Source organism: Pseudomonas sp. LJDD11 (assembly GCF_024584215.1).
Classification (GTDB): domain Bacteria; phylum Pseudomonadota; class Gammaproteobacteria; order Pseudomonadales; family Pseudomonadaceae; genus Aquipseudomonas.
This window is the reverse complement of the sequence record NZ_JANJFL010000019.1, coordinates 49,550-71,797: the sequence shown is the minus strand read 5'-3', so window position 1 is coordinate 71,797 and position 22,248 is coordinate 49,550. Positions and strand designations below refer to the sequence as shown.

Annotated in this window: 15 protein-coding genes; 3 read left to right on the top strand and 12 right to left on the bottom strand. The window is 62.3% G+C overall.

Going from position 1 to position 22,248, the window contains the following annotated elements; translation table 11 throughout:
• The 3 genes from NRB16_RS20120 to NRB16_RS20110 all read left to right on the top strand — a co-directional run bounded on the left by NRB16_RS20120 (window position 1) and on the right by NRB16_RS20110 (window position 6,768).
• Entirely contained in the window at window positions 1-1,569 is a 1,569-nt protein-coding gene (locus NRB16_RS20120; RefSeq protein ID WP_257106783.1) for a hypothetical protein, read from the top strand.
• 325 nt (window positions 1,570-1,894) lie between these two features.
• Entirely contained in the window at window positions 1,895-4,150 is a 2,256-nt protein-coding gene (locus tag NRB16_RS20115) for a TonB-dependent receptor (RefSeq protein WP_257106782.1), read from the top strand.
• 143 nt (window positions 4,151-4,293) lie between these two features.
• Window positions 4,294-6,768 (top strand): TonB-dependent siderophore receptor, encoded by a 2,475-nt coding sequence (locus NRB16_RS20110; protein WP_045487055.1) that lies wholly within the window; start codon window positions 4,294-4,296, stop codon window positions 6,766-6,768.
• A gap of 108 nt (window positions 6,769-6,876) precedes the next feature.
• On the opposite strand, the gene speA is transcribed toward NRB16_RS20110, so the two are convergent.
• The 12 genes from speA to NRB16_RS20050 form a co-directional block, all read right to left on the bottom strand.
• On the bottom strand, window positions 6,877-8,790 hold the full coding sequence (speA, locus tag NRB16_RS20105) for an arginine decarboxylase (protein WP_045487048.1): 1,914 nt from the start codon (window positions 8,788-8,790) through the stop codon (window positions 6,877-6,879).
• A 96-nt stretch (window positions 8,791-8,886) separates the two neighbouring features.
• The gene (locus NRB16_RS20100; RefSeq protein ID WP_045487045.1) at window positions 8,887-9,258 is read right to left on the bottom strand and encodes a translation initiation factor Sui1; all 372 of its coding nucleotides are present in this window, start codon (window positions 9,256-9,258) and stop codon (window positions 8,887-8,889) included.
• 162 nt (window positions 9,259-9,420) lie between these two features.
• On the bottom strand, window positions 9,421-9,978 hold the full coding sequence (locus tag NRB16_RS20095) for an NUDIX hydrolase (RefSeq protein ID WP_373568487.1): 558 nt from the start codon (window positions 9,976-9,978) through the stop codon (window positions 9,421-9,423).
• Window positions 9,979-9,981: 3 nt separating this feature from the next.
• Window positions 9,982-11,052, bottom strand: a complete 1,071-nt coding sequence (locus NRB16_RS20090; RefSeq protein ID WP_045487043.1) for a DUF2333 family protein — start codon at window positions 11,050-11,052, stop codon at window positions 9,982-9,984.
• 306 nt (window positions 11,053-11,358) lie between these two features.
• Window positions 11,359-12,852 (bottom strand): class I SAM-dependent methyltransferase, encoded by a 1,494-nt coding sequence (locus NRB16_RS20085; RefSeq protein WP_257106781.1) that lies wholly within the window; start codon window positions 12,850-12,852, stop codon window positions 11,359-11,361.
• Between the two features lie 69 nt (window positions 12,853-12,921).
• Window positions 12,922-15,249, bottom strand: a complete 2,328-nt coding sequence (locus NRB16_RS20080; protein ID WP_257106780.1) for a TonB-dependent siderophore receptor — start codon at window positions 15,247-15,249, stop codon at window positions 12,922-12,924.
• 348 nt (window positions 15,250-15,597) lie between these two features.
• Window positions 15,598-16,305 carry a GntR family transcriptional regulator gene (locus NRB16_RS20075; RefSeq protein WP_045487035.1) on the bottom strand — a complete coding sequence of 236 codons (708 nt, stop codon included), beginning with the start codon at window positions 16,303-16,305 and terminating at the stop codon, window positions 15,598-15,600.
• Between the two features lie 169 nt (window positions 16,306-16,474).
• Window positions 16,475-17,179: a GntR family transcriptional regulator gene (locus tag NRB16_RS20070; protein WP_257106779.1), complete on the bottom strand. Its 705-nt coding sequence runs from the start codon at window positions 17,177-17,179 to the stop codon at window positions 16,475-16,477.
• A 49-nt stretch (window positions 17,180-17,228) separates the two neighbouring features.
• Window positions 17,229-18,257 (bottom strand): proline racemase family protein, encoded by a 1,029-nt coding sequence (locus tag NRB16_RS20065; protein ID WP_257106778.1) that lies wholly within the window; start codon window positions 18,255-18,257, stop codon window positions 17,229-17,231.
• A gap of 146 nt (window positions 18,258-18,403) precedes the next feature.
• Entirely contained in the window at window positions 18,404-19,885 is a 1,482-nt protein-coding gene (locus tag NRB16_RS20060; RefSeq protein ID WP_257106777.1) for an aldehyde dehydrogenase family protein, read from the bottom strand.
• Complete coding sequence (locus NRB16_RS20055) at window positions 19,882-21,168, bottom strand: FAD-binding oxidoreductase (protein WP_257106776.1); 1,287 nt, start codon at window positions 21,166-21,168, stop codon at window positions 19,882-19,884. The genes NRB16_RS20060 and NRB16_RS20055 overlap by 4 nt, the downstream gene beginning before the upstream one ends.
• Window positions 21,169-21,170: 2 nt before the next feature.
• Entirely contained in the window at window positions 21,171-22,208 is a 1,038-nt protein-coding gene (locus NRB16_RS20050) for a 4-hydroxyproline epimerase (protein WP_257106775.1), read from the bottom strand.
• Between the last annotated feature and the right edge of the window lie 40 nt (window positions 22,209-22,248).

Below are 22,248 nucleotides of genomic sequence, written 5' to 3'. Positions count from 1 at the left end.
ATGCGCTTGTTTACCGCCCTCATCGAACGAGGCCGTGCAGGCCTGCTCGGCACCTTGCTGGCGCTGCTGTCGTGGGGTCTGACTGCCCAGACCAGCCTGGCGGCGGCCAACCCGCAGACACCGGAACAATGCGTACAGCAGCTGGTGTTCGACCCCAACAGTGGCAGCTTTCTGACCAGCGACAATCCATTTTTGCTGTCGCAGAAAACCATCAATTGTTACGCCTGGCAGATGTTCATCGCGATGAACTGGCCGGTCAATCCAGGCTGGCCAACCAACCCGAGCCTGGCCGGCGAGCCAGACCTGCACAGCCCTGCCAGCCAGTTCGGCGTACCGACCCATACCAGCCAGCCGATGAGCATCGCGCCGCTGTGGTCCAGCTATAAAGATGCCAACGATATCTTCCTGCCCGGCGCGGTGCCGCCCAGCGCCTGGGGCGTCCAGGCGCCGGCACCGGTCGGCTGCCAGGCCAGGGCCAGCCTCGGCTCGGTGCGTAGCGGTGCGCGCAAATTTCTGACCGCCACCTCCGAAAGTGCGGTGAGCGCCAGACACCGCTTTCATATTTCTTCCAGCACCCCGGCCACCACCCCTGATCCGACCCTTGAGGCCACTGGCGGCTGGCTGACCGACCAGGCCGGCAATCTGGTGTACTTCGAGCGCAAGGTTGGCAAGGCCGAGTTCGACTACATTGTCGCCAATTCACTGTATGACGCCGCCGACCAGCTACGAGTCGCCACCAACCAGGATGGCAAGAGCCCGCAAGGCCTGTCGCTGCCAGCCGGCGCCCACTTTCGCAACCCGCCCGCCAAACCGGTCGCGCAGGAACAGTTGGGGGCATTCGAGATCAAGGCGGCGTGGCGTATCCTCACCGGCAAGCCGCAGCTGTATTCGCGCTACCTGACCAGCGTGACCTGGCTGCAACGTCCCGACACTGGCGAGTGCGCCCAGGAAGTGGTGGGCCTGGTCGGCCTGCACATCATTCACAAGACCGAAAGCCTGCCGGACTTCGTCTGGACCACCTTCGAGCATGTCGACAACGTCCCCGACGGCGGCCCGGCGCCGGCGGGCGGCTACACCTTCAACAACCCCAACTGCACAGGCAGCGGCTGCACCCCCAACCAGGAACGCATCACCTGCAATGCCTCCGGCTGCACCGATAACTTCCCGCGCAGCGAACCGGTCCAGGTCAGCCGCGAGTACCCGCTGAGCAGCTACATGAACGCCCTCAACAGCGCCGTGCAGCAGGCCATTGCCAGCAAGACCAACGGCCAGTCGGTGTTTCAGTACTACAAACTGATCAACGTCCTGTGGGATGGCTCGCCGACCGCGCCAAGCCCCGAACCTGGCGCCAACGCGCCTGCACCCTTGGTGTACGGCACCTTCAACAGCGACGGCAACGTTCCGGCGGCCAACACCGTGCTGGAAACCTACATTCAGAATGTCTCGTGCGACGGTTGCCACAAGAACGCGAAAATCGCCGGCAAGAGCGGCCTGGCCGCGGATTTCTCGTTTTTGTTCGAAAACGCCGACTCGGCCAAGCAGCCGACGTTGATCAGAAGCTTGCCCTGAGCGTTCGACAGGCAGCCGCTGGCTGCCTGGCTGTCTCGCCTCCAGCAGCGCAGTGCTGCTCCAGAAGCAGCCCGCCAGCAACCCCTGACGGCCAGGACGCAGTCTGGCCCGAGCAATGAGCCGCGCGGCCGCAAAAGCCGTCCACGCGGCCTGCTGATGAAAATAAAAATCCTTTTTAATCAATTAGTTAAAAATTAAAAAGTTTCTCTGGCCATGGCTTCGGCAACTGGCACAGACCCTGCTATTCCCCCTCTGAGCATCTAGCGCATCCACCACCGACAAGAATGCGCAGTCGTTACTTCTTGCGTCTTATGGGGATTTCATCATGTTGAAGATCAATCCGATTACCCGGGGCATCTGGCTGACCCTGGCCCTGGGTGGCAGCGGCACCAGCCTGGCCTGGGCTGCCGAGCAGACCGGCACCGCCGCCGAACCGGCGCCAGCCCTGAAAACCGTGACCGTCACCGCACAGCGCCGCGAACAGACCGTGCAGGAAGTGCCTGCCGCCGTGTCGGTGGTCAACGGTTCGAGCATCACCGCCGACGGCGTGCGCACGGTGGGCGACATCACCACCTTCGTCCCCAACGCCGCGGCCAAGAACCCCGACGGCGACGGTCGTCCGCGCTGGTACATTCGCGGCCTGGGCACTGGCGATACCGGTGCTGCTACGGTTTATCCGGTCGGTATCTACGCCGACGACGTGTACCTCAATGCGCCTATCGCTGGCGGCGGCCCACTGTTTGACCTTGAGCGCATCGAAATCCTGCGTGGCCCGCAAGGCACCCTGTACGGCAAGAACACCACCGCCGGTGCGGTGAATATCATTTCGAAGAAACCCGGCTTTGACACTGACGGCTACGGCACCATCGGTTTTGGCAGCAAGAACGAGCGTATTCTCAGCGGCGCGCTGGGCGGTGCGTTGGTGGATGAAAAACTCGCCGCACGGGTGTCGCTGTACTCCGAAGAGCGCGATGGCTTCACCACCAACGAAACCAACGATCACACCTACGGCGACGTCAACAAGAAAGCCGCCCGCGTACAGTTTCTCGCTCAACTGACCCCGGACCTGGACGCCCTGTGGAAAATCCACAGCCGCGAGTACAAGGGCGACGGCAGCAACGGTTCGCTGCCGACCGGCACTTATTACAACGTTGGCTACCAGCGCCCTGAAGGCCGCCGGATCGAGCTCAACGTCAATGAAAGCTCGCGCCTGGACCATGACGGCAGTTCGCTGACCCTGAACTGGCACCTGGGCGACTACACCCTGACCTCGATCACTGCTTACGACTACATCCGCAGCAAATCGGTCAGCGACGGCGACTACACCCCTTACGAAGTCAACGGCACCTCACTCAGCGACAACGAGTACCGCCAGTACTCCCAGGAACTGCGCCTGGCCTCGCCGCAGCAGGAGCGCCTGCGCTGGCTGGCCGGCGCGCATTATTTCCACGAAGACCTCGACAGCTCCGGCATCCGCAGCATCGCACCGGGCACCTCGCCCAACGGCACCGGCTCCAATCAGGTCGGTGCAACCGTGCTGCGCGACCTGAATTTTGACCACAGCACCGACAGCTACGCGCTGTTCGGCAACGTCGCCTTTGACCTGACCGACAATTTCACCCTGACCACCGGCCTGCGCTACACCCAGGAAAAGAAAGACATTGATCTGAACCTGACCCAGCTGACCCGCGCCACCGCCACCGGCCCGCTGATCCCGCTGAGCAGCGCCGGGGCGAACGGCAGCAGCGAGCGCGACAAGACCTGGGACGCCTGGACCTACGACGTCACACCTGAATACCGCATCAACGACAACGTGCGGGTGTTCGCCCGTTACGCCCACGGCTTCCGTTCCGGCGGTTTCAACACCGGCCTGTCCACCAGCCTGGCGCAGCTCAGCACTGTCGACCCGGAAGAACTGGATGCCTACGAGCTGGGCCTGAAGTCGGAGTGGTTCAAGGGCCGGCTGATCGCCAACGCCAACGTGTTCTACTACGACTACTCCGACATCCAGGTGAACCTGCTGACCGTCAACAACGGCATCCTGACCACAGCACTGACCAACGGCGCCAAGGGCAAGGTCAAGGGCGCCGAGCTGGAGCTCGAAGGCCAGCCGACCGAGTACCTGCACCTTCGCGCCGCGCTGTCGTATCTGGACACCGAATACACCGACTTCAAGAACGTCAACCCGACCACCGGCGCAGTGACCGCCGACTACAGCGGCAACCGCTTCGTGCGCTCGCCCAAGTACGTGGTATCGCTGGGCGCCGACTACACCATACCGCTTGAGGTTGGCGGCAAGCTGGTGGTGGGCGGCGACGTGAGCTTGCGCGACAAGGAATACTTCCTCGCCGACCGTCAGAGCAGTGTCGACAAGGAACTGAGCCAGCCGCATTACACCCTGGCCAACGCACGCCTGACCTGGTTCAGCCTGGACGAAAAACTCAGCGTCACCGGCTTTGCCAACAACCTTACCAACCGCGAATACCAGGTTCACGGCCGCCCCAACGGCGCCGCAGGGCAGAACGTGATCGTCTACGGCGACCCACGCACCGTGGGCGTCTCGGTGACCCAGCGGTTCTGAGGATCAACGGCAGGAGCGGCTTGATCCGCGAACGGGGTTTAGGGTTTAGGGGTTTAGAAGCTTCGGGGCTGAAGCCCCTCCTACGGCCCCTCCTACGGCCCTCCTGCGTACCTGAAAAATTGCCTTTCCCTATAGGGGTCATCATGAACGTGCGTCTCAACCCACTGGCCGGTGCCATTGCACTGGTCGCCAGCGGCCTGGCCTTGCCCGCGCTGGCCGCAGAAACTTCAAGCCCGGCAGCCAGCGACAGCGCCGGTAAACTCGACACCGTCGTGGTGGTCGGCACCCGGCGCAGTGACCTCACCGCACTGGAAAGTGCCGCACCGGTCGATGTGCTGTCTTCAGAGCAACTGCAAACCACCGGCGCCAACGACTTGCAGTCGGCGCTGACGGCACTTTCGCCGTCGTTCAGTTTTCCGCAATCGCCCCAAGGCGCATTCGCCGGTTCCATCGCCCAGGGCGCTTCGCTGCGGGGCCTGGCCTCTGACCAGGTACTGGTGCTGGTCAACGGCAAGCGCCGTCACGCCAGCGCCAACGTCACCCGCCAGGGGGTGGTCAACGCCCGTGGTGCGGCGGCCGTGGACCTGAGCCTGATTCCGCTCAGTGCCATCGAGCGGGTGGAAATCCTGCGTGACGGCGCCGCCGCGCAGTACGGCTCCGATGCCATTGCCGGGGTGATCAACATCGTGCTCAAGGAGCGCGATGAAGGCGGCAACATCGGCTACCGCTTCGGCGGCTACGACAAGGGCGACGGTCTGCAACGCAAACTCAGCGGCTGGAAAGGCTTTGCCCTGCCCAACGACGGCTTCCTGACCCTGAGCTTCGACGCCGGCAATCAGGACCCGGCCAGCGATACCCGCGACGACAACCGGATTTTTTATGCCGGTTCACCGAACATCAACACCGCCCGCGAACAGAACAACGGTTACCGCAACTGGCGCTGGGGCTCGGGCGCGGTCTCGGATCAGTACAATTTCATTGCCAACAGCGAAATCAATCTCAGCGACTCGCTCACCGCCTACGGTTTTGCCAGCTACGGGCACAAGAACACCGACTCGGAAAACTTCTACGATCCACCCACCACCCTGGCCAGCAACTACGGCAGCGTGGCCCTGGCACGCTACCCGGACGGGCGGATTCCGATCACCCGCTACAACCTTGAAGACTACGCGGCCACCGGCGGCCTGCGCTGGGAGGATGCGCAACTGGGCAAGTTCGACCTGGCGTTGAACTACGGCAACAACACGCTCAAGTCCACCGACCGCAATGCGATCAACCCCAGCTACGGCAACGCCAGCCCATCGAAGATCTACACCGGCGAGCGTGAAGCCGACCAGACCAACCTGACCCTGGACTGGGTACGCGACTTCGATACCCGACTGCTGTACAAGCCGCTGACGGTCTCGGCCGGCGTGGCCTGGCGCAAGGAAAACTACGAGCTGAGTGCGGGGCAAGCCGAAGGCTGGGCCAACGGTCCGCTGTTCAATACCCTGGACCCGGTCACCAACCGCCGCCTGGCCGGCTACTACTCGGGGATTACCCAGGTTGACGCGGCCTCGCTGGAGCGCAAGGTGTTCGGCGGCTATGTCGATGTCGAGGGGCAGATCACCGAGAAATTCCAGGCTGGCGTCGCGCTGCGCTCCGAGCACTACTCTGACTTCGGCGACACCACCAACGGCAAGCTGTCGCTGCGCTACGACTTCACCCCGCAACTCGCCGCCCGCGCCACCGCCAGCACCGGCTACCGCGCCCCGTCACTGGTGCAGAGCGGCCTGTCGTCGTTCAGCGTCCAGGCGGTCGAGCAACCGACCGGCAGCGGCAACTGGGTCGAGGTGCAACAGCGCCTGCTGCGTGCCGACAGCCCTGAAGCCCGCTTGCTGGGCGGCCAGGCACTCAAGCCGGAAGAGTCGACCAGTTTCTCGCTGGGTCTGGTCTGGCGACCGCTGGAAAATGCCTCGGTGACGGTCGATGCCTACCGTATCGAGATCGACAACCGGATCACCCTGTCGGACCAACTGACCGCCGCCACGGTCGCACCGGTGTTTGCCGGCACCCAGTACAGCAACATTCAGAGCGCAGCGTTCTACACCAACGTGGCCGACACCCGGACCAACGGGATTGAGGTGACCGGTAACTATCGGCTGAACCTCAATGAATTCGGCAAGCTCAATCTCAATGCCGGCTTCAGCCAGAATGACACCAAAATCACCGGGCTGCGGGATGTGGGCGGTATCAGCGGTTCGCAGATTGTGGGCCGCAACACGCAAGGCCTGATCGAGGAAGGCACGCCAGAGAACAAATTCACCCTGGGCGCGAACTGGGCTTATGGCAACTGGGGCGTGAACGTCGCGCAACGGCGCTACGGCGAGTGGAAAAGCCGTAATGCAACCAACCCGGCCCTGGACCAGACCTTCAGCGCACAATGGGTCACCGACCTGGATGTCTCATACACCTTCGCCAAAGGTGTAAAGCTGACCGTGGGTGCGATCAACCTGTTCGACAGCCACCCGGACAAACTGGAAGGGTCGCAGTTGTATGGCGTGCCGAAGTACAGCATCACCTCACCGGAAGGCGCCCAGGGCGCGTTCTACTACACGAGCGTGAGTTACGACTTCTGATCGGTTGAATGCTGCCGGGCCCTGTAGGATCGCCGCCCGGCCGCTCCTACCGGCCAACAGGCATTCGCGAGCGGGCCAACTGGCCGCTCGCGTGCCGGGGTATACCCGTCAGGACGACAGGTAGGAAGAGCGGGTCAGGCCCAGCCGCAGGGCATCGAGGTACTGGGTGCGTTCACGCGGGCTGATCCTGGCGCTGGCGACCTTGTCGCGGTAGTGGGTCATCAACTCCTCCGGCGACAGGTGCACATAGCGCAGCATGTCTTCGATGGTGTCGTGGGTCTCGATACCGGCGTGGTACACGCTGCCGTCCTGGTTCTGGTAGATGTTCACCGAGTCGGTGTCACCGAACAGGTTGTGCATGTCACCGAGAATTTCCTGGTAGGCACCGACCAGGAAGATCCCCAGCAGGTAATCTTCGCCGTCCTTGAGGGCATGCACCGGCATGCTGGTCTCGATGCTCTGCTCGTCGACGTACTGGTTGATCTTGCCGTCCGAGTCGCAGGTCAGGTCTTGCAGCACAGCGCGGCGCACCGGCTCTTCGTCCAGCCGGTTGAGCGGGATGATCGGCAATACCTGGCCGATGGCCCAGGTGTCAGGCAGGCTCTGGAATACCGAGAAGTTACAGATGTACTTGTCGGCCAGCTTGTCGTTGAGTTCGTCCAGCACCTGGCGGTGCGAACGCTGGCGAGCCTTGAGCGAGTTGTGCAGGCGTCGGCACAGGGCAAAGTAGCACTGCTCGCCCAGCGCCTTCTGGGCCAGGGTGATCTTGCCATCAGCATACTGGGTGGCGATGTCGCTCATGTAGTGCGTGGCGCGCCAATAGGTCTCGGTGACCATCTCGATGTCGTTGTGATCGATCAGGTCGACCAGCCACTGCACGGTTTCCGGCAGGCTGGCCTTGTCTTCGATTTCGGGAACCTGGTCGTTGTGGCGCTCCACGTCGGTGACCTGGACCACCAGCACCGCATGGTGAGCGGTCAACGAGCGGCCGCTTTCCGAGAAGATATGCGGGTGCGGCAGGCCCTGCGCGTCGCAGAATTCCTTGAGCATGCCGACCACCACACCGGCGTAGTCGTCGATGTCGTAGTTGATCGAACTGGCGTTGCGCGAGTGGGTGCCGTCGTAATCAACGCCCAGGCCGCCGCCGACGTCGATATGGTCCACCGGCAGGCCGAGGCTGCGCAGTTCACCGTAGTAACGGATCGCTTCCTTGAAACCGTGCTGGTAGTCGGCCAGGTTGGCGATCTGTGAGCCCATGTGGAAGTGCACCAGCCGGATGCCCTGATCCAGGCCGGCCTTGCGGAAACGCTCGACCACCGACAGCAGCTGCGCGGCAGACAAGCCGAACTTGGATTTCTCGCCGCCGGTGTCGGCCCACTTGCTCGACGCCAGCGACGACAGCCGCACGCGCAGACCAACCTGGGGCGCCAGCTTGAGTTCGGCGGCTTCCTCGATCACCAGTTCGACTTCGGATTCTTTCTCGATGACGATGAACACGTTGTGGCCCAGCTTCTGGCCCATCAGCGCCAGACGGATGAACTCACGGTCCTTGTAACCGTTGCAGACGATGGTGCCGCCCTTCGGCGCCAGCGCCAGCACGGCCATCAGCTCGGGCTTGGAGCCGGCTTCCAGGCCGATGGAAACGTTTTGCGTGGCGATGATGTTTTCCACCACGGCTTCTTGCTGGTTGACCTTGATCGGGTACAACGCGGTGTAACGGCTCTGGTATTCCAGGCGCGCGATGTTGTCATCGAAAGCGCCAGTCAGCTTGCGCACGCGATCTTGCAGAATGTCCGGGAAGCGCACCAGCAACGGCAGGGTCAGGCCGCTTTTGCGCAGGTCGTCGACCTGCTCGTAGAGGTCGATCGGGGTGCTACCGGCACCGTTGGGACGAACTTCAACGCGACCGGCTTCGTTGATCGCGAAATAACCGGCGCCCCAATGGCGAATTCCATAAACACTGCGGCTGTCCGCCACGGTCCATTGGCTGCCATCGTCTTTGCGTGTGCGTCGTACGGACATCGAAGTCCCCTGTCTATAAGTCGGTAAACGTCGGCCAAAGGCCGACCGGGCGCAGTTTAAAGCGCGGAAATGACGGTTTGGCTCCAGCGGCGCGGTTCAGCCGCCGGATTTTTTAGCCTTGAAACCTTTCTTGACCAGCTCGGCGATCAGCAGTTCGACATGATCGCCCTGGATCTCGATCACGCCGTCCTTGAGCGAACCACCGGTGCCGCAACGCTGCTTGAGCGCTTTGGCCAGGTCTTTGAGGGCATCTTCAGCCAGTGGCACACCGCTAACTGTAGTTACGGTTTTGCCACCACGGCCTTTACTTTCGCGGCGCACGCGAGCGATACCGTCACCGGCAGGGATAACCGTTTGCTTGCAGATACAGGCATCGACGGGTTGACTGCAATCGGGGCAATGGCGCCCGGCGTCAGTTGAATACACCAGCCCACCGAGGGCTGCGAAGGAAGCGGCTTTCTTGACCACGGGAAATCCTCGGCTTGAGGACTGAACACTGGACCGTCAGGGGACCTGCGGCCGCGAAGCCCCACTCTGGCAGGGGCAGCGCTGATCGGGCAACGACACTGCCCGAAGGCCGCGCAGTGTAACGGCAAATTTCCTGATTGCTAAGGGCCGGAATGCGGCAATTTACTGGGTTTTTGCGACCTGCTGCAGATAGGTCTGCAACGCCACCAGCGAGTCGGGGCAGCAAGGCTTTTGTTCACTCAGGCGCCGAGCCTGCTCGATGGGCAGGAAACAGGCTTCCAGGACCTCTTCTGGCTGCAACCGCAACGGGCTGTCCGAGACCGCCGAGAACACCGCGCACCAAAGCCGGTTGCCGCGCTCGTCAAACAGGAAACGGCCGTGATCTCGCAACGCCACACCGCCCACCCCCAGCTCTTCTTCGAGTTCGCGGGCCGCTGATTCAGCGTAAGTTTCATCCGGCTGGACCATGCCGCCGGCCGCAACATCCCAGTAGCCGGGATAAACGGCTTTGCTCAAGGTGCGACGATGCACACACAGCTCGCCCACAGAGTTGAATAACAGGATGAAGGTGCCACGGCCGATCAGACCCTTGTCGCGCAGCTCGGCACGCGGCACACCGCCGAGCAGGCGGTCCTGTTCATCAACCCAGGCCACCAGCTCAGCGTCGGAGGCCGCCCGATGAGCGGCCTCCTGTTCCAGCGTAGTCACTGACTCACTCACCACTCAACCCTGCGACAGCAACTGACGCAGGTCGATGACCGCGGCGTTGGCCCGCGAGATGTAGTTGGCCATTACCAGCGAGTGGTTGGCCAGCACGCCGAAGCCGTTGCCGTTAAGGATCATCGGGCTCCACACCGCAGCCTGCGACGCTTCCAGTTCGCGGATGATCTGGCGGACGCTGACCGTGGCATTCTTCTTGGCCAGCACGTCGGCGAAGTCGACCTCGATGGCGCGCAGCAAATGCGAAAGCGCCCAGGCCTGACCACGGGCCTCGTAGAACACGTTGTCGATCTGCATCCAGGGGGTTTCGACCACTTCTTCGTCAACCTTCAATACTTCACCGGGCTTGACGTTGATGTTGTCGGTACGCGCAGCAGCATTGAGCTTGACCTGGCCGACACTGGCCGACAGCCGCTGGGACATTGAGCCCAGGCGGGTTCCGACATCACCCAGCCAGCTGTTCAGGTTGTCGGCGCGGGCATAGAACTGCGCACCGTTCTGGCTCGCCAGACGAGCCTGGTAACGGCTGAGGGCGTTGATCCCTTCCTGGTACTGCGACTCGCTGGAAGGCATGATCCAGCTGCGATCATTGAAGTTGAACAGTTGTTCGGCACGTGCCAGATCGCCGTCTTCGGTCGATTGCGACTGAGAGCGGGCAAAGTCCTTGCGCAGGGCCCGGTTCAGGTCACGTACCTGGACCAGTACGCCGTATTCCCAGCTCGGCATGTTGTCCAGCCACACCCCTGGTGGAAAGCGGTCGTTGGCCAGGTAACCACCGGGTTTGTTGAGCAGGGTGCCGGTCACCGATTTGAGGGTTTCAACGGTGGTGTAGCCGATCACCATCTGTTTGCCTTCACGCTCGGCGGCGGCCTGGGCGTTCTGCTGGACCGGAAACAGGCCCGGTTCGTTGCTCCAGTACCAGCCAACCAGAGCGGTCACTAACAGGTAGATGAGGACCAGTACGCCGAGGGCGCGGCTGAAGAAGATCCCGCCCAGATAGCCGCGTCTTTTGACCGCAGCCGTGTCGGCAGGGCGTTCGTCCGCGCTGCCTGCGCGGTTTTTCCAATCCAGCATGTCAGGGTCCTTTCGGTGGTTGGGCTCAGAAGCTGTGACCGCAACCTTACCCCAAGGTGCGTTTGCCCGGCACCCATTGTGTGTTTTTTGTCGGTGTGCAGGTCGCTGGGCAGCGATTGGGCGTCGCAATGCGACTTCGGTAAATGGCCGTAGGAGCGGATTTATCCGCGATCTGTGCAGGGCTTTTTGCCGCGGTTGACTGGACCGCGGGTTCCGCCCCGACGGGCGGGTTCCTTTGGGGCGCCAAAGGAGCCAAAGCGCTTGCTCCTGGCTTGGGTCCGCCCTGCGGGCGAACTTCCCTCTGTTTTAAACCACGCCCAGTTGTTGCCATACCGGCAAGACTTGTCGTTCGAACGCTTCCAGTTCGGCGTCCAGTCCAACTTCTGTGGCGTGAATATCCAGTTGCCGGGCGCTGGCCAGTAAGGTTTGTTTGAGCAGTTTGCCGCGCAATTGCGGGTAGTCCAGCAGGACCCGTGCGAGCAGCATCTGCAGCGGGCTGGCAGCCACTGCCGAGCCCAGGGTCGGGGCGGCCAGCCATTGGTAGGTTTCGCCCTTGAGCGCGCGTTCGCTGATCACCCGGTTCAGGGCCTGGCAACGTTCGACGTCCAGTTCGCCCGGCAGCAGCGGATGTACATGGCCAGCCCAGGCCAGCATTTGCAAGGCCGGGCTGATCGCGCCGGTCTGGCCACCAAGCGCTGGCAGCCCGGCCAGGCTGGCGAAGGTCTGTGGATAATCGGCCAGCGCCTTGAGCAACGGCCCGAACAACCCGGCCGGTCCCTGGACCGGGCCGATCCGGGTATCGAATTCGATTGGCCCGGCCAGCGGCGCGCCGGGCAGGCGGGTCACACATTGTTGCCACAGCGCCTGACGATGCTGGCCGGTGGTCAGTGCTGCGACACCGCGCTTCTGGAACAGGTCGCAACGGTCCGACTGGTTGCGTGCCAGGTCTTTGAACAATTCCCGCTCGGCGACACCGGGCAGTTGATTGAGCAGCGCCAGGACGTTGCCCGGCACCGAGACTTCGTCGATGTTTTCCAGCGCCGTGGCGCTGCCGATGAAGTCACAGGCCAGTTCACTCATTTGCTCGATCAGTTCGCCGCTGTTGATCGAGCTCCAGTGTTCGTTGAGCAGCTCATGGGCCACGTAATGCACATGGCGGCTGGCCAGGCTTTGCAGGTAAATGCTGGCCTGCGGGTGCTCGGCGAAGAACCCCACGCGGGCGCTGGCCATGCCTTGCAGCAGGTTCAGGGCAGCGCTGACCCGCTGCTCAAGGCTGCCCGTCGCCCCTTGCACATGACGGCGCAACAACTGCTGCAACGGGCCCAGGAAGAACAACCCCGGCTGGCTCATATACCCCAGGTAAGCCAGCCCGCCGGGCTTGAGCAACTGCGCGACAGCCTGGCGCATCTCGCCTTGCACCGCCGGGCTGACCCAGGAGTAGACCCCGTGGCTGATCACAAAATCGAATGCGTCATGCGCACAAGATTCAGCGAAATCACGGAAGTTCGCCTCGATAAACTCGATATTGGCCACCCCGGCCGCAGCGGCCAAGGCGCGCCCATGCGCAATATGCCGAGGGTTGATATCCACTGCCACAAAGTGCCCGTTGGGGTTGGCAGCGGCGTTGATAACGGCGCCATAGCCCTGCCCGCAACCCAGTTCACAACTGCGGTAAGCGCGGCTGATATCCGGCACCGCACGGCCCAGCGCGGTGGCAACAAAGGCCAGCCAGTTGGGGGTGGCCTGGGTCTGGAAGTGATGCGGGTAGGCAACGTCGGTGAGGTAGCTGGCAGAACTCATGGTGATTCCTGAAAATGCAAAGACCGCCTCACAGCGAAGCGGTCATTGCAGGCGGTAACGCCCGGATCATCAGAACGACGCGGTAACCGAAGCGTAGAACGAACGGCCTGGCTCGTTGTAGGTGTTGGCGCCCTGACTGGTGCCCTGCCCTTCACGGTACATCCGCTTGTCGAACAGGTTGTTGATACCGGCACCCACCGACAGGTTCTTGCTGAACTCGTAGCTGCCGCCCACGCCCCACAGGTGGTAAGGGTCACGGGTGGACAAGGCATTGGCGGCGGTGATCGGCCCCGAAGACGGCAGGGTCGGGTTCAGGGTACGCGGCTCCTGTTTGCCATACCAGGTGGCATTGAGGTTCAGCGCCAGCTTGTCAGTGGCCTGCCAGTCGAGGAACGAGTTGATGGTGTACTCCGGGATCACCGACAGCGGCTGGCCGGTACGATCAGCATTTTCATCCATATAGGTGAAGTTGGTGCTCCAGCTCAGCGTCTCGCCACGCTCGCCCAGCAACGGCACGGTCAGGTTACCTTCCCAGCCCTTGACCACCGCGTCGGTGGCGTTTTCCCAACGCAGCACTGGCGAGGCGTTGGTGCCGCCGGTGGCCAGTTCACGCACGGTAATACCCGAGGTGATCTTGTTGTCGTAATCGTTGCGGAAGTAGGTCAGGCCTGCGCTCCAGCCATCACGATCGAAGCTGATGCCGATTTCCTTGTTGACGCTGACTTCTGGCTCAAGGCTGTCATTGCCCAGGATGTAACACCCGCCACCGAGGTTGAAGGTCGGATCACAGCCCATGCCCATGCTGAACAGCAGGTAGTTGGGGTTGGACTGGTACAGGTTCGGCGCCTTGAAGGCCCGGGCGATACCGCCTTTGAGGGTGATATCGGGGGTCAGTTTGTACGATGTGTTGAGGCTCGGGCTCCAGTTGGAGCCGAACTGGTCATGGTGGTCCAGGCGCACGCCGGGGGTCAGCATCCAGTCCGGGGTCAGTTCGATGTTGTCCTCGATGAACACGGCGGCGATGGTTGCGTCCATATCGGTCGGCCGCGACCCGGCCACCGAATTAGGCAGCGCAGAACCGCCGGAGCCGGCACCGCTGACGGTCTGATTAAGCGCCGACGGGTCATCGAGCGTCTGCCGGTTCCATTCGGCGCCGATGGTCAGCACTTGATGCGCCAGCATCTCCAGCGGGATGTTCACCTCACCACTGACCAGGAAGCTGTCGTAATCGCTGGTGATCTCGCTGGCATCGGCGTTGATGTTGCCGTCGCTGCCGCCCGACAAGCCTTCCTGCAGGCGGCGGTTCTGGGTGCCTTCGTACTGCGCGGTCAGCTTCGAGGTGCCGAACGCCCAATCGCCCTGATGGGTAATCGAGTAGGTCTGACGGTACAGGGTGTTGGTTTCACGGCCATACAGCGCCGAAATACGCTCTTGCAGGGCCGCCGAGTCGTTGATCGCATCGCCACCGGTGTCGCCCGCGTAGATATTGCCCTGACGGCTGTAGCCGGCTTCGAAGTCGATGGTCTGCGCTTCATCCAGGCGCCACGACAGCAGGCCGTTGATGTCCTTGTTACGCACCCCTTCACGACCGGCAGCGTAGGTCGGCGAAATACCATCAGCCGCCGCTGCCGCATCGGTCTTGGCCCAGTTGATGTCCAGATCGTCGGCATCGGTTTTGTTGAGGTTGCCGTAGACCCGGAAGCTCAGGGCGTCGGTCAGCGGGCCGGCGAGGCTGAAATTGGTGCGTTTGGTCACCCCTTCGGCGTCGTCTTCAGGCAGGTTGGTGTAAGCGGTAATCGAGCCTTGCAGCTTGTCGGTCGGGCGCTTGGTGATGATATTCACCACCCCGCCCATGGAGCCGGAACCATAACGGGCCGCCGCCGGGCCGCGCAGCACTTCGATACGCTCGATCATTTCGGCCGGCACCCAGTTGCTGTCGCCACGGGTATCGCGCTCGCCGGTACGGGTCATGCGCACCGAGTTACGCGAAGTCACCGGCTTGCCGTCGATCAGGATCAGGGTGTTTTCCGGCCCCATACCGCGCAGGTCGATCTGCCGGTTGTTGCCACGGCTGCCGGTGGTACTGTTGCCGGTCAGGTTGACGCCGGGCATCTTGCGCACGATCTCGGAAATATCGTTGACCGGCGGACGCTTTTTGAGGTCTTCGGCGGTGATGATAGACACGCCCGACGCCTGCTTGAGTTCCTGCTCGGCGGTGCCGATGACATGGGTATCGCCCAGTTCCAGCGCCTCTGGCGAGCCATCGGCAGGCAGTACGCTGTCCGGTTTGACGACTTCGTCAGCGGCTGCGCCGATCACTTCGGCAGCGCCGACCGGCGCACTGCAGGCCAGAACGATGGCTGACGCCAGCAGGTTAGGCTTGTACTTCGGATTCATGTCCATCTTCCCCATTGATCGTGCGCCCGAGACGGGCAGAAAAACGGCGGAAAAGGCTTTATCCAAACCTGCTTAATAGTGCCTGAAACCCTGCTCCAGAGGCTTCCCCGCCGCTCCAACGGGCGGAATGATATTTAATCTCATATAGGAGTAAATTGTTTTTACGTTATTTACACAATGAGTTTCGGGCGATCAGCCAATCTGTTCGGTTAGACCGGTGGGAGCAGCCGGCCCGCGCTCCGGTTGCTTGCGAAGACTGCGGCACATTCACAGCAGATGCTGTGACCTTACCGGCCCTTTCGCGACCAAGGTCGCTCCCACCGAGATAAACAGTACCTAACTGTATGGTCAGTAAACCCGAACCGGCGCGGTCAGGTTCTGCTGCATGAAATCCAGGAAGCGGCGCTGGAACAGCATCGTATGCTCATGGGCAGCCTGTTCGGCGGCATCGGCGTCCTTGGCGGCAATGGCTTCGACGATGTCCTCATGGTCACGGCCCAGGCGCGTCGTCGAGCCACTGTTAACGATGTAGTCAAGTTGCAAGTGCAGCAGGCGCTGGCCTTCGCCGAGCAGTTTCTCGTAGCAGTCGGTCAGGTAAGGGTTCTTGCCGGCCCGGGCGATGTCCAGGTGCAGAGCCTTGTTCAGTTCGGTCATCGACTGGAAGTCGCCTTCGGCGATGGCGCGCATGTAGGCATCTTCGGTGGCGCGGATCTGTAGCATTTCTTCATCGGTACGCTGCAACGCGGCCAGCCGGGTGACTGCGCGCTGGATCAGGTCCAGTGCCGACACATAGGTCGGAAATTCTTCGATCTCGAACGGAGTGACCAGCAGGGTGCGGTTGGGCAGGATGGTAACCAGCCCCTCAGTGACCAGCCGCGCCAGAGCATCGCGCACCGGCGAGCGCGACAGGCCGAACTGGGTTGCCAGCGACACCTCATCAAGCGGCGCACCGGGCTTGAGCTTGAGGGTGAGGATCTGCTTGCGCAGTTCTTCATAGATGTATCGCCCGCCGTGGCGACGGCCACCACTTTCCGGCACTGCTTGATCGTTACTCATCTACCGCTCTCTGCTGAAGGGTCCTGCAAGGCCGCAAGGATAATCCAGTCACCTGACGCAGGCTATCGGCACGTCGGATGCAGGCATTGCGACAGCGCAGCCGGCCAGGGTGGCCTGGATCAGTACGGCTGAGCTGGCACAGGCAAGTGCGGATTGTCATGTACAGGGCTCACTGAACCGAGATCGATCGCGTCATGTTCTGTTTCATGAACGCCAGAAACCGGTCACGGAACAATAGCGTGTGCTCGCTGGCGGCCGCTTCGGCGGCTTCGGGGTCACGTCTCGTCAGAGCCTGAATGATCCGCTCATGATCCTGATGCGGCGTACTGCGGCTCTGGGTGCTCATGATGAAATCGAAATGCAGGTGCAGCAAACGCTGGCCTTCACCAAGCAGCTTTTCGTAAGCATGGGTCAGGTAAGCGTTGCGCCCGGCACGGGCGATCTGCATGTGAAAAGCCTTGTTCAGTTCTGACATGTTCTGGAAGTTGCCGCTGTCCAGTGCCTGGATGTAGTCGATATTGGCCTGGCAGATCCGTTGCAGGTCAGCCTCGCTGCGGTTGAGCGCTGCCAGCCGGGTCACGGCCCGCTGAGTCAGGTCGATGGCGGCGATGTACTTGGGAAATTCATTGATCTCGAATGGCGTGACCAGCGCGGTACGGTTCGCCAGGATGGTCACTAGGCCTTCACTGACCAGCCGCGCCAACGCATCACGCACCGGCGAGCGCGACACACCAAATTGCGCGGCCAGCGACACTTCGTCCAGCGGCGTACCCGGTTTGAGACGCAGCGTGAGAATCTGCAGGCGGAGTTCATCATAGAGCTGCCGGCCACCGTGACGGCGAGCGGCGGATGTTGTTGTGGTTATTTCGCTCATGGCATCGGCCTCAAGATTTCGGGCGGCCTCCCTGGCCGCCTGCGGTACGTCAAGCGGGAAACGCAGGCCCCCAGGTGTCGCTGAGCATGAAGCCTGCGGCCAGCGGATCATTCGGGTCGACGCCCAGTTGCTGGATGCCGTAGACCCAGGCGCGGCCGGTGACCCTGGGCAGCACTGCCGGGCGCCCACCGACTTCAGTGCGGCCCAACAACTGGATCTTGAACTCGCCATTGATGGTCGAACGCGAGGTCAGCTGATCACCGATTTCGACCAGCTTGCGCGCCGCCAGGGTCGCCAGGTTGGCCGAACTGCCGGTGCCACACGGCGAGCGGTCGACCCGCCCCGGTGGCAAGGTGGTGCAGGTCTGGTAGGTGCTGGCGTCCAGGCGATTGCGGAACATCACATAAGCCACGTCATTGAGCGCAGGAATCAAAGGATGACTCACGCGGACCTGGCGGTTGATCACCTCACGCAACGCCACGCCGGCTGCGGCCAGCTCCCGGGCGTGTTCCGGAGCGATGGACAGGCCGGTCTGCTCGACATCGATCAGTGCGTAATACACGCCACCAAAAGCGATATCGGCCTTGATCGGGCCAAACTGCTCAGTGTCGATGAGCACATCCAGTTGCTCGACGAAGGCCGGCACCATGTCCAGTGATACGCTCAGGCAACGTCCGTCTTCACACTGCGCCCGCGCAGTGACCAGACCCGCCGGGGTGTCGAGCACCACCGTGGTTTGCGGCTCCTGCATCGGCACCATGCCCAGTTCCAGCAGCGCAGTGACCACACAGATGCAGTTGCTGCCCGACATCGGGTGGGCCTTGTCGGCCTGCAACACAATAAAGCCGGCATGGGCCTCGGGCCGGGTCGGTGGCAACAGCAGGTTGACTGACATCTGCAGGCAACCACGTGGCTCAAAAATCACCAGGCGGCGCAGGCTGTCGTCGACCTGGTTGATGTAGTTCATCTTGTCGAGCATGGTCTCACCGGGGATGCCCAGCACCCCGCCGGTGATGACCTTGCCGATCTCGCCTTCGCAATGCACATCAACAATCTGCAGCGTTTTCTTCCAGCGCATGGCGCCCCCTTTCCGATAAATCCTGTGGGTCTGGTCGACTGTAGGAGCGACCTTGGTCGCGAAGGCTATCGATCAGGCGCTGAAAATGTGCGCCTGGCCCGCCCCTTTCGCGAGCAAGCTCGATCCTGCAAAGATGGGTCAAGGCATTATTTGATGTACCAGCCCCACGGCTGTTCGCTGTCGTAGCGGGTGATCTGCTTGGTTTCCAGATAATTGTTCAACCCCCACTCACCCAGCTCGCGACCAATCCCGCTCTGCTTGTAGCCGCCCCACGGCGCTTCGGTGAAGGTTGGCTGCGAGCAGTTGATCCAGACGATGCCGGCGCGCAGTTTGCGTGCCACGCGCTCGGCACGTGGCAGGTCTTTGGACATCACCGCCGCCCCCAGACCAAACCGTGAGTCGTTGGCACTGCGCAGCGCTTCTGCTTCGTCGTCGAAGGCACGGATGCACACCACCGGACCGAAGATTTCCTCGTTCCAGATCCAGCTGTCTTCAGGTACATCGGCAAAGATCGCCGGGGCCAAAAAGTAGCCCTTGTCGAGATGCGTCGGGCGAGTACCGCCGGTCAGCAGCTTCGCGCCCTCTTCCTGGCCCCTGGCGATGGCCGCCAGCACCTTGTCGTACTGCCCCCGGTTGACCAATGGCCCGAGCAACACGCCCTCTTCCATGCCGTTGCCGATTTTCAGTTCCTCAGTCACTTGCACCAGCCGCTTGAGCAGCGGCTCATACAGATCACGCTGGACCAACACTCGCGAGGTGGCCGAGCAGACTTCGCCCTGGTTCCAGAAGATACCGAACATGATCCACTCGACCGCTGCATCGATATCGGCGTCGTCAAAGATGATAAACGGCGACTTGCCACCCAGCTCCAGGCTGATGTTTTTGATGTCTTTGGCAGCGGCCTGCATGATCCGGCTGCCGGTCGGCACGCTGCCGGTGAATGCCAGCTTGTCGATGCCAGGGTGTTCGGACAACGGCGCGCCAGCGTCCGGGCCCAGACCGGTAACTACGTTGAGTACGCCCTCAGGCAGACCGGCCTGATGGGCGATGTCGGCCAGTTCCAGGGCGGTCAGCGGGGTCAGCTCTGAAGGTTTGAGCACCATGGTGCAGCCTGCGGCCAGCGCCGGGGCCACTTTCCAGGCGGCCATCAGCATCGGGAAGTTCCACGGGATGATCGCCCCGGCCACCCCTACCGGCTCTTTGCGCGCCAGAGAGGTAAAACGGTCATCGGCCAAGGTGATCGGCTGCTCGCGCTGCTCATCCAGGCCTTCGGCCAGCTCGGCATAGAAGTCGAAACAGCCAGCGGTATCACCGATATCCCACAACGCTTCTGGCAACGGCTTGCCGTTATCGCGCACTTCCAGCTCGGCCAGACGCTCCTGGCGCTCGCGAATGCCATTGGCGATGCCGCGCAGTACCGCCGCCCGCTCGCGGCCCTTGAGGTTGGGCCATGGACCTTCATCGAAGGCACGGCGCGCCGCCTTGACCGCCAGATCGACGTCTTCGGCAGTCGCCGCCGCCACTTGGGTGATCACCGCTTCATTGCTCGGGTCGATGGTATCGAACAGGCCGCCGCGCTTGGGGCGGACCCATTGGCCATCGATGTACAACTGGTCGTAGGTTTTCATGCGGTCTCTCCAAAAAGTGCAAAGCGCCGGGCGCTGAAGGGGGCGAGGTTCTGGGCCGGCGTGCGGCCGCTGGCCAGATCGGCGATCAGCCGCCCGGTGGTCGCGCCCAGGGTCAGGCCGAGCTGGCCATGGCCGAAAGCGAGGTAAACGTTGCCCAGACGGCTAGCACGGTCGATAACCGGCTTGGTGTCTGGCAAAAACGGCCGGTAGCCGACGCCGAATTCGAGATTCTCGGTACGCAGTTGCGGCAGTACCCGGCGGGCCTTTTCCAGGATGATCTCGGCGCGCTTGAAATTCGGTTCAGAGCCCGCAGCAGCGAATTCGATGGTGCCGCCGATCTGCAGGCCACGGGTCATTGGCGCAAAGCAGAAGCCGCCGTCGGCGTAGATGATTGAGTGGCGAATCTGCACTTGCGGTTGCGGCAGTAGCGCCTGATAACCGGCAATGCCTTCCAGCGGGATGTTCAAACCCAACTGGCTGAAGAAGCGCCGCGATCCGGCACCCGCCGCCACCACCACATGGTCGGCAGCCAGCCGCTCACCGCTGTCGAGGGTCACCCCGGTGGCACGGCCGGAAAACTCGTCGATGAACTTGACCTGGTCGCGTACGCGCACGCCACCCTGGTCGATAAAGCTCTGGGTCAGCGCGGCAATGAAGCCCTTGGTATCGCTCACCGCGCGCCAGTCCGGGAACAGCAGGCCATAGCGGAATTTGCCGGCCAGCGCCGGTTCCAGATCGGCAATGGCTGCGGCGTCCAGCACTTCGGACTTGAAGCCCAGCGAATGACGCAGCTCCAGGTGGGGTTTTTCATGCTCGATACCCGCCGGCGAATCGAACACCTCAATGATCGGCCGCTCGCCCAGCAGGGTCTTGTCAGCGCATTTATCGAGCAGCGGCGCGTAGTCGGTGTACACCTGTTCGGTCAGGGTCGCCATATCGTGGGCGATTTCCACGATTTTCTTGTGCCGGGCACACGCGAGAAAACGCACGAACCACGGCAGGATGCCCGGCAGCGCCGAAGGCCGCAGGGCCAGCGGGCCTTTCTGGTCGAGCAGCCAGCCGGGGATCTTTTTCAGAATGCCGGGTTTCGATAGCGGGATGACTTCACTGACCGCCATCTGCCCGCAGCTCCATTTGGCGGTGCTGTCACCCGGCGCAGCGGGGTCGATCAGGGTCACGGCAAAGCCTTCGCGTTGCAGCGACAGCGCGCAGCAGACGCCGACGATGCCACCGCCGATGACCACGGCCTTTTGCTGAGTTGAGGGAGCTGCTGCGGTGTTCATGTTCAAGCCTCTTGGCCTTGGGCGATAGCGGAGTAGTCTTGCAGAGCAAAACCATCCCACCAGGGTTGGGTGTCATCGATATCGAATGAGCTGCGTCCGGTGATCCACGCCCGACCTTCGATACTCGGGCGCACCGCGTCCAGACCGGTTTCCAGTCGCAGTTGCTGCTCGACGCGACCCACGAAATAGCTGCCGATCAGGCTCTCATGCCGATAAGCACCGTCGGCAGCCAGCAGCCCACGGGCAAAACGCTGGGCGACGCGGGCTGAACTGCCGGTGCCGCACGGGGAACGGTCTATCAGGCTGGTGCCGGCAATCACCACTGCACGTCCATCAGAGTCCGATGACAGCGGCTTACCCGTCCACATGCAGTGCTTGACGCCACGGATACTGGGGTTCTCGGGATGCACCACGTCCAGCTCGCGATTGACCAGCGCCTGGAACTCACAGCCCCACTCCAGCAACTGTTGCGGGGTGAAATGCTCGCAGCCCGGGTAGTTGTCCTGCACTTCGATGATCGGATAAAAGTTGCCGCCATAGGCGATATCAAACCTGAGCCTGCCCAGCGGCGGGAAATCCAGCTCGACATCCCGGTGCAGCAGAAAGCCCGGCACGTTGGTGAAACGCACCGACGTCACCTTGGCACCCTTCTGACAGTAGCTGGCATGGATCTGCCCGGCCGGTACGTCAACCACAACGCGGCCCGCAGTCCTTGGGCTGATCAACCCGGCCTCAAGGGCGAAGGTGATCGAGCCCAGGGTCGCGTGCCCGCACATCGGCAGGCAGCCTGAGGTTTCGATAAACAGCAGGCTGAAGTCACTGTCGTCACGCACCGGCGGATAGAAGAGCGTGCCGGACATGTGCGAGTGGCCGCGAGGCTCAAGCATCAGGGTGCGACGAACCCAGTCGTGTTCGGCCATGAAGTGCTCGCGGCGTTCGCTCATGGTCGTCCCACGCAATTGGGGCGCGCCGCTGATGACCATGCGCACCGGCATGCCTTCGGTGTGACCTTCGATACAGGTGAATGCGTGTCGAGTCATGTTTATCTACTCAATGATCAATGATGCCGTATCGGTCTGG